The sequence below is a fragment of the Pseudomonas sp. S2_H10 genome (assembly GCF_054668285.1).
Window position 1 is genome coordinate 1880514 of record NZ_CP162754.1, and the last position, 12703, is coordinate 1893216.

Consider the following 12703-nt stretch of genomic DNA (forward strand, 5'->3'; position numbering starts at 1 on the left):
CCTCGGCAGTGTGTTGACCATCATGGAGAAACCCGCAATGCCACTGCGCACGGTTCAACGCCGGTTTCCACTGCATGTCCATATCAGCGTGATGTTCACCTTCCTGTTGTTGCTGACCGGAGTGCTGCTGGGTCTTTTCAACTACCGGCAAACGACCCAGATCATATTGTCGAGCAGTGAAAAACTCTTCAACCGTATCGAGCAGGATGTCCGGCTGGACCTGCACTCGACCTATGCACCCATTCGCCATCTGTTGAGCCTGCTGGCACTCGATCCGGCGGGCCAGTCCGCTGACCTGGAGCACCGCCTGGCACTGCTCGAGCCGTTCAGCCAGTCGCTCGAGGACAACCCCAATCTGGCTTCGCTGTACCTGGGCTACGACAATGGAGACTTTTTCATGGTCCGCCCGCTACCTACCCCAGAGGTCAAGGCCCTGGTCAAGGCCCCGGACACGGCGGCTTACCAGGTCTGGAGCATCGAGCACGACAGCAGCGGCCAGGCCCGTTCCCAGTCGTTGTTTTTCGACACGAACCTGGCACTCGTCAGCCGCCAGGACAACCTGAACGACCCCTACGACCCTCGCAGCCGTGCCTGGTTTACCAGTGCGCGCAACGACAGTGACCAGATCACGACCGAACCCTATATCTTTTTTTCCACCCATAACATTGGCACAACGCTGGCACGACGCAGTGGCGACAAGGCAATCATCGCCGCCGACCTGACCCTGGCCGAACTCAGCGCGACCCTGGCCAAACACGTCGTGACTCCCAATACCGAAATCGTGCTGTTCGACGGCGAAGGCAATGCCATTGCCTACCCCGACAGCCGCAGGCTGATCATCGACGATCAGACATCGCGCCTGATCAAGGCGGCGGATCTGAGCCCCAGCCTGGCTGCGTTGCTCGGCAACCCCGCGCAAGGCAATCGCCTGGACGCCAATGGCCGACAGTGGATCGTCGCCCGCAGCAGCATGCAGGAAGGCGGACCACAAGGTCTGCAACTGGCTTTGCTGGTACCGGAAGACGAGTTGCTCGTCGATGCTTACCGGATGCGCTGGCAAGGCGCGCTGATTACTCTGGCAACATTGCTGTTATGCGTGCCGCTGGGCTGGCTGACGTCAAGGATCCTGGTCAAACCCTTGCGCGCCCTGGTGCAGGAGGCCGATGCGATTCGCAGTTTCGATTTCAACTTTCCGCTTTCCCGTCGCTCACCGGTGCTCGAAGTCGACCAACTGAGTGTGTCGATGGCACGGATGAAAGACACGCTGGCGAGCTTCTTCCAGATCACTGACAGCCTCAGCGCGGAAACCCGTTTCGCCCCGCTGCTGCAACGGGTGTTGTTTGAAACGGTGAAAATCGGGCAGGCCCAGGCCGGCCTGATCTATCTGCGCGAAGCTGATGGCGGGCACATGCAACCCCACGGACTGGTCATCAATAACACCGCCGAAAACCTGCAATCCTTCGGCATCCGCGGGCATTCGCTGGAAAACCCGCAAAGCCCGCCTTGGCTGCAGCAATTGGCAAACGTCGACAATGTCGTCAGCAACCTTGGATTCGAGCAGGCGGGCGATCTGCAGAAAGTCTTGCTCGCGCTGAACAGTCCCCGGGTCCATCTGGTCGGAATCCGCCTGCACAACCGTCACAACGAAACCGTGGGACTGCTGGTGTTGCTATTGGCCGACAGTGGCGAGCAGAGCGACCTGGACAAACTGCGGCCGGACCGCATTGCGTTCCTCCAGGCCGTATCCGGCGCGGCGGCCGTGTGCATCGAAAGCCAGCGCCTGCAAGCCCGGCAAAAACAACTGCTGGACTCCTTCATACAGCTGCTGGCCGGTGCCATCGACGCCAAAAGCCCCTATACCGGCGGCCATTGCCAGCGCGTCCCGGAACTGACCCTGATGCTGGCCCACGCGGCGGCGGCCAGCCAGGAACCGGCCTTCAGTGAATATCAGCCGAGCGAAGATGAATGGGAGGCACTGCACATCGCCGCCTGGCTGCACGATTGCGGCAAGGTCACCACACCGGAATACGTCGTCGACAAAGCCACGAAGCTGGAAACCCTGACCGATCGCATCCACGAAATCCGTACCCGCTTCGAGGTGCTCAAGCGCGATGTCTGGATCGGTTACTGGCAGGCCATTGCCCTGGGCGGCGACGAGCAATCGCTGGCAGAACTGCGCAATGCCAACCTGGCCGGGCTGGATGACGATTTCGCCTTCGTTGCCCGCTGCAATCTGGGTGGCGAAGCCATGGCCGACGCTGATCTGCATCGCCTGCGCAACCTGGCCGGACGCACCTGGACCCGGACCCTGGATGACCGGCTGGGCGTGTCCTGGGAAGAGAACCGGCGTCAGGCCCGAACGCCCGCCCCCACCCTGCCCGTCTGCGAACCGTTACTGGCGGACAAACCCGAGCACCTGTTCGAACGCAACGAAAACGAAGTGATACCACAAGACAATCCCCTAGGCTTCAAACTCGACGTTCCGCCTCACAAATACAATCGCGGCGAGCTGTACAACCTGAGCATTGTCCGCGGCACCCTGACGAGCGAGGAGCGTTATGTCATCAATAACCACATCGTCCAGACGATCCTGATGCTCAACCATCTGCCGTTTCCCGCGCACCTGCGCAGCGTCGCGGAAATAGCCGGCGGGCATCACGAGAAAATGGACGGCAGCGGTTACCCGAAACGCTTGAAGCGGGAAGAGATGAGCCTGCCGGCGCGGATGATGGCGATTGCCGATATCTTCGAAGCGTTGACGGCAGCCGACCGCCCCTACAAAAAAGCCAAGACCTTGAGCGAGGCGCTGGGCATCATGGCGTTCATGTGCCGTGATGCCCACATCGACCCGGAACTGTTCGGGCTGTTCATCAAGGCGCAGATCTACTTGCAGTACGCCAGACGCTTCCTCGACCCTGCGCAGATCGATGCGGTGGACGCATCGGGCCTGCTGGCCAAGGCCGGCCTGGCGTCTTGATCAGCAGTCGGTCAGGCGCAGGAAAATCGTCGCCAGTTGTTCGATGCCGGCCTGGTCCTGCGCAGTGAAACGCGCCAGTTTCGGGCTGTCGAGGTCGAGCACGCCGATCAACCGGCCGTCCTTGACCAGCGGTACCACCAGCTCGCTGTTCGAGGCGCTGTCACAGGCAATGTGACCGGGGAACGCATGCACATCTTCGACCAACTGAGTCTGCAAGGTGGCGGCCGCCGCCCCGCAGACACCACGCCCGAAAGGGATCCGCACGCAGGCGATCTGCCCCTGAAACGGGCCGAGCACCAGCTCCTCATTACGGTTGAGGTAGAACCCGGCCCAGTTCAGGTCATCGAGCTGATTGAACAGAAACGCCGAGAACTGCGCGGCATTGGCGATGAAATCCCGCTCGTCCGCCAGCAAGGACTCCAGTTGCGCATGCAGCATGCCGTAGCCTTCGAGGCCCTGGCCGCTCTGCTGTAAATCGATCATGCCTTGTGCTCCAACAGTTTCAGCCCGACCCAGTAACGGGCAAATTGATAGGCGCAACGTCCATTGCGATTGCCCCGGCCGGTGGCCCAGCGTACCGCCAGAATGTCCAGCTCTTCGCTGCGTTGCCATGCCAGCCCGGCCTTCGCGGCCAACTGGCCGATCCAGTGCTCGACAACGTTGAGGAAGTGTTCCTGGGTAAACGGATAGAACGACAGCCACAGGCCGAAGCGGTCCGAGAGCGCGATCTTGTCTTCCACGGCTTCGCTTGGATGCAGCTCGCCGTCGACCCGTTTCCAGTTTTCGTTGTCGCTTTCCTTTTCCGGCACCAGGTGGCGACGGTTGGACGTGGCGTACAGCAGAACGTTGTCCGGTGCCTGCTCCAGCGAACCATCCAGGACGCTTTTGAGCACTCGGTAATCGCCCTCGCCCGACTCGAACGAAAGGTCGTCGCAAAACAGCACGAAACGCTGGGGCAGCTTGCCGATCTGTTCGACCACCCGCGGCAGGTCTGCCAGGTGATCGCGTTCAATCTCGATCAAACGCAAACCGGCTTGAGCGTGCTCGGCCAACAAGGCGCGCACCAGCGACGACTTGCCGGTGCCGCGCGAGCCCCAGAGCAAGGCATGGTTGGCGGGCATGCCATCGAGGAACTGCTGGGTATTGCGCCCCAACTGTTCGACTTGCCGGTCGACGCCAATCAGGTCGGACAGGCGCATGTCGAGGCTGACTTCCAGCGGCATCAGATAACCGCCGCGCGACTCACGCTGCCAGCGCGCGGCCAGGCATTGCGTCCAGTCGATGGCTGGCCTTGGTGCCGGCAGCAACGGCTCGATACGGGCCAGAACGGCATCGGCACGTTCAAGAAAAGCATTCAATCGGGAATCCACGACTTCTCCTCGGGCACGTTCACAGTAATGATGGTGATACAGCGGCCAAACACCGCGTCACACAGTGGCTGACCCCGCAGTACAGGCCTCGCGAGAACGTCAGCAGACAGACATGATCGGCTATGCTTGAGCAGCGAAAGGAAACGGAAGTGGTTCACCCCCCCATGGACATCAAATTCACCAACCGGCTGTCATTCAAGCAAGCCCGGCTTACCGTGCTGGTCGGTTTCATTTTGGGCACGCTGCTCAGCCTGCTGCAAATAGGCATCGATTATGCCAGTGAAGACGCCTCCATCAATCGTGAAATCCTTTCATTACTTGAAATCAGCCACAACCCGGCCTCGCGAATCGCCTACAACATCGACGCCGAACTCGCCAAGGAACTGACCCAGGGCCTGCTGCGCTCGCCGGCAATCATCGGCGCGAAACTGACCGACAACAACGGCACCGTGCTGGCCAACGTCAAACGATCCGGCATGCAGAACGACTATCGATTGTTCAGTGACTTCCTGTTCGGGGCCAATCGGCAGTTCGAAGACCGGCTCTACCTGGATCATTTACCCAACGAGTCCCTGGGCACACTGCGGCTGAACGTCGACACTTATGCCTTCGGCAACCGTTTCCTGCGCCGGGCCGAAGTGACCCTGCTCAATGGCTTCGCCCGTAGCCTGCTGCTGTCCGGCATCCTGCTGGCGCTGTTCTATGTGATGCTGACCAAACCTCTGGTGCGGGTCATCCGCGAGCTCAGCGGTCGCGACCCGAGCAGTACCGAACCGACGTCGCTGGAGTGTCCCGCCGGGCACGCCAACGATGAGATCGGCGTGCTGGTCAAGGTTGCCAACCAGCAATTCAAGAACATCGCCACCGAAATCCAGCAGCGGCGCAATGCGGAAAACCGTCTGACCGAATATCTGGGTCAACTGGAAAACATCGTCTCGGCCCGCACCGCCGAGCTCAAGGCGATCAACGCCCGGCTGAGCCAATCCAATGAGGAACTGGAAGCCGCCCGCAGTACCGCCCTGGACATGGCCGAAGCCCGCTCGGTGTTCCTGGCGAACATGAGCCATGAAATCCGCACGCCCCTCAACGGCTTGCTCGGGATGATCGCACTGTCCCTCGACGGACCGCTGAATGCCGAACAACAGCAACAACTGTCGATCGCCCATGACTCCGGCAAGGTGCTGGTGGAATTGCTCAACGATATTCTCGATCTGTCGAAGTTCGATGCCGGCCAACTCGAACTCGAACACATCCCTTTCGACCTCGGCTCGCTGATCGAAGACACCGCCAACCTGTTGTCGCAGAACGCCGCCCCCAGTGTCGAACTGACCTGCCTGATCGATCCGCATTTCCCGGCGCTGGTGCTCGGCGATCCGACCCGCGTGCGGCAGATCGTCAGTAATCTGCTGTCCAACGCTCTCAAGTTCACCCGGTTCGGGCGAGTCGACGTGCGCCTGTCGACGTTCGGCGACGGTGTCCGGATCGAGGTGTGCGACACCGGCATCGGCATTCCTCAAGATGCCCAGGTCAAGATATTCCAGCCCTTCACCCAGGCGGGTGCCGGCATTACCCGCCAGTTTGGCGGTACCGGGCTGGGTCTGGCGCTGACCTACAACCTGTGTGAAGCCATGCAGGGACGCCTGTCGATCAGCTCCGAGGCGGGTTTTGGCAGCCAGTTCTGCGCGGACTTGCCATTACCCAGCCATACCCGCGCAATGCCTGCCGTTTCGCTCAAGGGCAAAGTCATCGCCATCACGGCCGCCAGCAGCGGGCTGGGCGAGCTGCTGAACAGCCTGTTGCCTGGCTGGGGGCTGGACTATGAACGGCGCTCCATGGATGACCCACTGCTTGGCCTGGCGGCCGACGTGCTCATCACCGACTGCCCCGAATGCCTGTTCACTTTGCGCCCCACCCTCAGTGCGCCGATCCTGCTGATCACCGCCTATGGTAATTTCATGCCCGGCGAAGAGGTCCACGCCCTCGCCCCCCTGCAACAACAGGCCCGCCCCCTGGCCCGCAATACGCTGTTTCAGACCTTGCGGCGGATCCTGCAACCGCAAGCCCGGCCGGTCAACGATGTCCCGCTCGACGCGCAATGTCCGCAACGACGCGGGCGCGTACTGCTGGTGGAAGACAATCCGGTGAACCAAATGGTGGCCAAGGGCATGCTCGGCAAGCTCGGCTGCGAGGTCACCACGGCGGCTCATGGTGGCGAGGCCCTGGATCAACTCGAACAACGGGAGTTCGATCTGGTGCTGATGGACTGCAACATGCCGGTGATGGACGGCTATGAAGCCAGCCGGCAAATCCGCCGCAGCGGACGCTGGCCTCAACTGCCGATCGTCGCCCTGACGGCCAACGCCATGTCGGAGGAGCGCGAGCGCTGCCGTGCCGCGGGTATGAGCGACTACCTGGCCAAACCCTTCCGGCGCGAAGAACTGGCCGCCCTGCTGGACTTGTGGATCCCCGCTACGACAGCGCCTTGATCTGCCCCAGCAGATGATCGAGACCATCGCGCAAGTCGTTGAGACGATTCGGATCGACCCCGCTGTCGCACAACAGGCGCGCCTTGAGTGGCCCGACCTGATCGCGCAAGGCCATGCCGGCCGGGGACAGGCTCAGATGCACCTCACGCTCATCGCGCGCCGAACGCTGACGCTGCACCAGTTGCAGTTGTTCGAGGCGCTTGAGCAAGGGTGTCAGCGTGCCGGAATCCAGGGCCAGACGCTCACCCAATGCCTTCACGGTCGGTTGCTCGGGAGCTGCCTGCTGCCACTCCCACAGCACCAGCATCGCCAGGTACTGAGGGTAAGTCAGGCCCAACTGATCGAGCATGGGCTTGTAGGCGCGAATCACCGCCCGGGAAGCAGCGTACAGCTTGAAACACAGCTGGCTGTCGAGCTTCAGGGAATCAACTGACAAGGTGGTCATTTGAGCAGGGCTTCGATCTCTTGGGTCAGGTCCTGCGGCTTGGTCGCCGGGGCGAAGCGCTTGACCAGTTGCCCGTCCTTGCCGATCAGGAACTTGGTGAAGTTCCACTTGATGCCCTGGGAGCCCAGCACACCCGGAGCGCGCTTTTTCAATTGCACGAACAGCGGATGGGCGTCGGCACCGTTAACGTCGATCTTTTTGAACAGTGGAAAGCTGACACCGAAGTTCAGCTCGCAGAACTCGGAGATCGCCCCTTCATTGCCCGGCTCTTGCTTGCCGAACTGGTTGCAGGGAAAACCGAGCACCACCAGGCCCTGGTCCTTGTAGGTCTGCCAGAGTTCTTCCAGGCCTTTGTACTGCGGAGTGAAACCGCATTTGCTGGCCGTGTTGACCACCAGCACGGCTTTGCCGGCGAAATCCGCCAGGGTCTTTTGCTCACCCTTGATCGTGGTGCAAGGGATGCTCAGCAGGTTGTCGCTCATGTTTGGGGTTCCGAGTGAATGCCAGAGACAACAAAATAGCGAGCAATTGAATTGTGTGCAATTTAAATAACTGCACAAGCGATCAACTGTAGGAGCTGGCTTGCCAGCGATGGCGTCCGTTGGTGCACCGCTGCACTTGAGGGCCTCTTCGCTGGCAAGCCAGCTCCTACAGGGCTCGCATTACGAGCGGGGTACGAGGTCCAGGCACACCGAATTGATGCAATAACGCAGGCCCGTCGGCGGCGGACCATCAGGGAATACATGCCCCAGGTGCGCGTCGCATTTGGCGCAGACCACTTCGGTGCGGATCATGCCGTGGCTGACATCACGGATTTCGGTCATGGCGCTGTCGCCGATCGGCGCATGGAAGCTGGGCCAGCCGCAGCCGGAATCGAATTTGGTCGCCGAGTCGAACAGCGGCTCGTTGCAGCAGATGCAGTGGTAGACACCGTCGGTCTTGGTGGCGTTGTACTTGCCGGAAAACGGTCGTTCGGTGCCTTTGAGGCGGCACACGTTGTACTGCTCTGGATCGAGCATCGCCTTCCATTCTTCCAGGGTTTTTTCCAACTTTTCCATCATCACACCTCAGCGGCTGAAAAAGCCCGATCTGTACCTTTTCCACGGATCGGGCGGCACGTATGATTGCGCCTCGTCAAACGCCAGTCTGGCAGCCAGACCACGCGCATTCAAACGGAAATATGGGTGCTGCATCTCAAGGCGTCAGGCCTGTGTGAATACGCAGGATTCCCAGTACGGTTGTCCAAACGCCGTCTGGATCGTTCATTTTCGGGAACACATCGCCATGCAGGTCAGCAAATCGAACAAGCTCGCCAACGTCTGCTACGACATTCGCGGCCCGGTGCTCAAGCACGCCAAGCGCCTGGAAGAGGAAGGCCATCGCATCCTCAAGCTGAACATCGGCAACCCGGCGCCTTTTGGTTTCGAAGCGCCGGATGAAATCCTCCAGGACGTGATCCGCAACCTGCCGACAGCCCAGGGCTATAGCGATTCCAAGGGTCTGTTCAGTGCGCGCAAGGCCGTGATGCAGTACTACCAGCAAAAGCAGGTGGAAGGCGTCGGCATTGAAGACATTTACCTGGGCAATGGCGTGTCCGAACTGATCGTGATGTCGATGCAGGCCCTGCTCAACAACGGCGACGAAGTGTTGGTGCCCGCTCCCGACTATCCGCTGTGGACCGCAGCCGTGAGCCTGTCCGGCGGCAATCCGGTGCACTACCTGTGCGACGAGCAGGCCAACTGGTGGCCGGACCTGGCCGACATCAAGGCCAAGATCACCCCGAACACCAAGGCGCTGGTGATCATCAACCCGAACAACCCGACCGGCGCGGTGTATTCGAAGGAAGTGCTGCTGGGCATGCTGGAACTGGCCCGCCAGCACAATCTGGTGGTGTTCTCCGACGAGATCTACGACAAGATCCTTTATGACGATGCCGTGCACATCTGCACCGCCTCCCTGGCGCCGGACCTGCTGTGCCTGACCTTCAACGGTCTGTCCAAATCCTATCGCGTGGCCGGTTTCCGTTCCGGCTGGATCGCCATTTCCGGCCCGAAACACCACGCCCAGAGCTACATCGAAGGCATCGACATGCTGGCTAACATGCGCCTGTGCGCCAACGTGCCGAGCCAGCACGCTATCCAGACCGCCCTCGGCGGTTATCAGAGCATCAATGACCTGGTGCTGCCGCAGGGCCGCCTGCTGGAACAACGCAACCGCACCTGGGAATTGCTCAACGATATTCCGGGCGTAAGCTGCGTCAAGCCGATGGGCGCGCTGTATGCATTCCCGCGCATCGACCCCAAGGTCTGCCCGATCCATAACGACGAAAAATTCGTCCTCGACCTGCTCCTTTCCGAAAAGCTGCTGGTGGTTCAAGGCACTGCATTCAACTGGCCATGGCCAGACCACTTCCGCGTCGTGACCCTGCCACGGGTCGATGACCTGGAGATGGCCATCGGGCGCATTGGCGGCTTCCTCAAGTCATACCGCCAGTAACCGGCCCGTCACCGTGCGACGCTGCTGCAGCGTCGCACGGTGATTCATTCAGCAACACATGCATGCGCGCCACCGGTGGCAGCCGCTTCGCGCCCTGCCGGATGTCGCCCGACCTGCTCGCGCCTAACAAAGGCGGGGGCTTTCGACAGGATTTGACTGACAAACACTTCCCGCACTCGCGCCGGAAATGCCCTGCAAGCAGCTAGACTATTGCCGTAGGACACAGTTTGAAATAGTCACCCGGTTGAATACCCCGGTGCAGCACCTTATATACCCCGCAGTAAGCTACATCTTTAGCATGAGGAGATTTCTACAACCATGATGCGCATCCTGCTGTTCTTGGCCACTAACCTGGCGGTCGTGCTGATTGCCAGCATCACCCTGAGCCTTTTCGGCTTCAACGGGTTCATGGCGGCCAATGGGGTTGATCTGAACCTCAATCAGCTGCTGATCTTCTGTGCGGTCTTTGGTTTCGCAGGTTCGCTGTTCTCGCTGTTCATCTCCAAGTGGATGGCGAAGATGAGCACCAGCACCCAGATCATCACCCAGCCACGCACCCGTCACGAGCAATGGCTGCTGCAAACCGTCGAGCAACTGTCCCGCGAAGCCGGGATCAAGATGCCCGAAGTCGGTATCTTCCCAGCCTATGAGGCGAACGCCTTCGCCACCGGCTGGAACAAGAACGACGCACTGGTCGCGGTGAGCCAGGGCTTGCTCGAGCGCTTCTCGCCGGATGAGGTGAAAGCCGTCCTGGCCCACGAAATCGGCCACGTGGCAAATGGCGACATGGTTACCCTGGCGCTGATCCAGGGCGTGGTTAACACGTTCGTGATGTTCTTCGCCCGGATCATCGGCAATTTCGTCGACAAAGTGATTTTCAAGAACGAAGAAGGCCAGGGCATTGCCTACTATGTGGCGACCATCTTCGCCGAACTGGTCCTGGGCATCCTCGCCAGCTCCATCGTCATGTGGTTCTCGCGCAAACGCGAATTCCGTGCCGACGAAGCCGGCGCAAACCTGGCCGGTACTGCCGCAATGATTGGCGCCCTGCAGCGCCTGCGTGCGGAACAAGGCCTGCCGGTGCACATGCCCGACACCTTGAACGCCTTCGGCATCAACGGTGGCATCAAGCAAGGGTTCGCTCGCATGTTCATGAGCCACCCGCCGCTGGAAGAGCGTATCGACGCCTTGGCGCGTCGTCGGGGCTAACAGGCTCCACAGCAAATCAAAAGGCCCGCTGCGATGCGGGCCTTTTTTTGTCTGCTGATTATTGGGGTGTCTGTGAGGCCCTCATCGCGAGCAAGCTCGCTCCCACAGGGGATCGCGGTCAAATGTGGGAGCGAGCTTGCTCGCGATGAGGCCAGAACAAACAACCTGTCTTTTAGCGGGTGGAAACTCGATACACCCGCTCCTCAAGCCGCGTCACACCCGCCTCCAGGAATTTCCCGCTCTCGCTCAACACATCCTGATCTTCCAGGATCTTCAGCGCCCATGAGTCCCCGAACAACCGCTGCACCTCATCGTCAAGCACGGCAAATGGCGGGCCGGGCAATTGCGCCTGGTCATAGTCCAGGGTAATCAACAAGCCATGGGACTCTTTGGGCAGTATCCGCTTCAAATGGGCGGCGTAACGCTCTCGCATTTCCGCCGGCAACGCGATCAACGCCGCACGATCATAAACAGCCGAGCAATCGGCAACATCGCCGGCCGTGAGCTCAAAGAAATCACCGCACCACAGCTCGATGGAGCCAGCCCGATAGACATTGAACGGCCCCTGCTCGCTGACGGCCGGATCAAAGCCATGCTCGCTGAAAAACTCCTCGATGGCTTTTTCCGACAATTCGACGCCCAGGACCTCATGGCCTTGATGGGCGAGCCATAGCAAATCCAGGCTTTTTCCACATAACGGCACCAGCACGCGTGCCCCCTCTTCAAGGCTTAACGCTGGCCAGAACCGCTTCAGATGAGGGTTCACCTGCGGCAGGTGAAAGCCGATCTGGTTCGCCGCCCACTTTTTGTGCCAAAACTCCGGCTGCATAAATAACCCCGAAAATTCGATCAAAACACCCTAAAACTTATATTAGATTTAGATCAATGATCTGACTGAAGATGTTGCATCTTAACTCTCAGGAGCTCATTCATGTTCCCCAGCCTGTACATATCCCACGGCTCCCCCATGCTCGCCCTCGAGCCCGGCCCCAGCGGGCCGGTCCTCGCCCGCCTGGCCGCCGAAATACCCAGGCCCAAGGCCATCGTGATTGTGTCGGCGCACTGGGAAAGCCATGAGCTGCTGGTCAGCGGCAATCCACAACCGGAAACCTGGCATGACTTCGGCGGCTTCCCCAAAGCCCTGTTCGAGGTCCGCTACCCGGCTCCCGGCGATACACGACTCGCCGCAGAGGTTGCCGAGTTACTGCAAACCGCTGGTTTGCCTGCACGTATCGACAGCAATCGGCCTTTCGACCATGGCGTGTGGGTGCCTTTATCGCTGATGTACCCGCAAGCAGACATCCCGATTGTCCAGGTTTCGCTGCCCACCCGCGGCGGCCCCGCCCTGCAGACCGGCGTCGGCCACGCACTGGCCAGCCTGCGCGAGCACGGAGTCCTGCTGATTGGCTCCGGCAGCATCACGCACAACCTGCGCGAACTCGACTGGCATGCCGGCCCCGAGAGCGTTGAACCGTGGGCCCAGGCGTTTCGCGACTGGATGATCGACAAGCTCGCCGCGAACGACGAAGCCGCGTTGCACGACTATCGCGCGCAAGCACCGAATGCCGTGCGCAACCACCCCAGCGACGAACACTTGCTGCCGCTGTACTTTGCCCGCGCTGCCGGCGGACCGTTCAGCATTGCCCATCAGGGGTTCACCATGGGTGCGTTGGGCATGGACATCTACCGCTTCGGCTGAGGCTTTTGCGCAGGCAAAAAA

At 60.5% G+C, this 12703-nt stretch carries 11 protein-coding genes; 5 read left to right on the top strand and 6 right to left on the bottom strand.

The window, feature by feature from the left end; all coding sequences use genetic code 11:
- The first annotated feature begins 37 nt into the window (after positions 1–37).
- Complete coding sequence (locus tag AB4O16_RS08170) at positions 38–2977, top strand: HD domain-containing phosphohydrolase (protein WP_460157494.1); 2940 nt, start codon at positions 38–40, stop codon at positions 2975–2977.
- Here the strand turns inward: AB4O16_RS08170 and AB4O16_RS08175 are convergent, their stop codons facing one another.
- Positions 2978–3460, bottom strand: a complete 483-nt coding sequence (locus tag AB4O16_RS08175) for a GAF domain-containing protein (RefSeq protein WP_160389320.1) — start codon at positions 3458–3460, stop codon at positions 2978–2980. It abuts the gene before it with no gap.
- Positions 3457–4347 carry an ATP-binding protein gene (locus tag AB4O16_RS08180; protein ID WP_160389319.1) on the bottom strand — a complete coding sequence of 297 codons (891 nt, stop codon included), beginning with the start codon at positions 4345–4347 and terminating at the stop codon, positions 3457–3459. Before AB4O16_RS08180 ends, AB4O16_RS08175 begins: the two co-directional genes overlap by 4 nt.
- A gap of 122 nt (positions 4348–4469) precedes the next feature.
- Between AB4O16_RS08180 and AB4O16_RS08185 the strand changes: the two genes are divergently transcribed.
- A complete protein-coding gene (locus AB4O16_RS08185) occupies positions 4470–6833 on the top strand; it encodes a hybrid sensor histidine kinase/response regulator (RefSeq protein WP_460157495.1) in 2364 nt (787 codons plus the stop codon).
- Here the strand turns inward: AB4O16_RS08185 and AB4O16_RS08190 are convergent.
- The 3 genes from AB4O16_RS08190 to msrB all read right to left on the bottom strand — a co-directional run bounded on the left by AB4O16_RS08190 (position 6817) and on the right by msrB (position 8336).
- Complete coding sequence (locus AB4O16_RS08190) at positions 6817–7278, bottom strand: MarR family winged helix-turn-helix transcriptional regulator (RefSeq protein ID WP_460157496.1); 462 nt, start codon at positions 7276–7278, stop codon at positions 6817–6819. The two genes, AB4O16_RS08185 and AB4O16_RS08190, sit on opposite strands and share 17 nt — an antisense overlap.
- Entirely contained in the window at positions 7275–7760 is a 486-nt protein-coding gene (locus AB4O16_RS08195) for a glutathione peroxidase (RefSeq protein ID WP_110659420.1), read from the bottom strand. The genes AB4O16_RS08190 and AB4O16_RS08195 overlap by 4 nt, the downstream gene beginning before the upstream one ends.
- A gap of 180 nt (positions 7761–7940) precedes the next feature.
- Positions 7941–8336, bottom strand: a complete 396-nt coding sequence (gene msrB, locus AB4O16_RS08200) for a peptide-methionine (R)-S-oxide reductase MsrB (RefSeq protein WP_460157497.1) — start codon at positions 8334–8336, stop codon at positions 7941–7943.
- Between the two features lie 226 nt (positions 8337–8562).
- Here msrB and AB4O16_RS08205 point away from each other — a divergent pair, with 226 nt between their 5' ends.
- Together AB4O16_RS08205 and htpX are read left to right on the top strand one after the other, a co-directional pair.
- A complete protein-coding gene (locus tag AB4O16_RS08205) occupies positions 8563–9774 on the top strand; it encodes a pyridoxal phosphate-dependent aminotransferase (RefSeq protein ID WP_007973513.1) in 1212 nt (403 codons plus the stop codon).
- 318 nt (positions 9775–10092) lie between these two features.
- Positions 10093–10983 carry a protease HtpX gene (htpX, locus tag AB4O16_RS08210; RefSeq protein ID WP_095061105.1) on the top strand — a complete coding sequence of 297 codons (891 nt, stop codon included), beginning with the start codon at positions 10093–10095 and terminating at the stop codon, positions 10981–10983.
- Positions 10984–11155: 172 nt separating this feature from the next.
- Here htpX and AB4O16_RS08215 read toward each other — a convergent pair whose 3' ends face one another.
- A complete protein-coding gene (locus tag AB4O16_RS08215) occupies positions 11156–11812 on the bottom strand; it encodes a thiopurine S-methyltransferase (RefSeq protein WP_460157498.1) in 657 nt (218 codons plus the stop codon).
- Between the two features lie 102 nt (positions 11813–11914).
- Here AB4O16_RS08215 and AB4O16_RS08220 point away from each other — a divergent pair, with 102 nt between their 5' ends.
- Positions 11915–12682: a DODA-type extradiol aromatic ring-opening family dioxygenase gene (locus tag AB4O16_RS08220; protein WP_460157499.1), complete on the top strand. Its 768-nt coding sequence runs from the start codon at positions 11915–11917 to the stop codon at positions 12680–12682.
- Positions 12683–12703 lie beyond the last annotated feature (21 nt).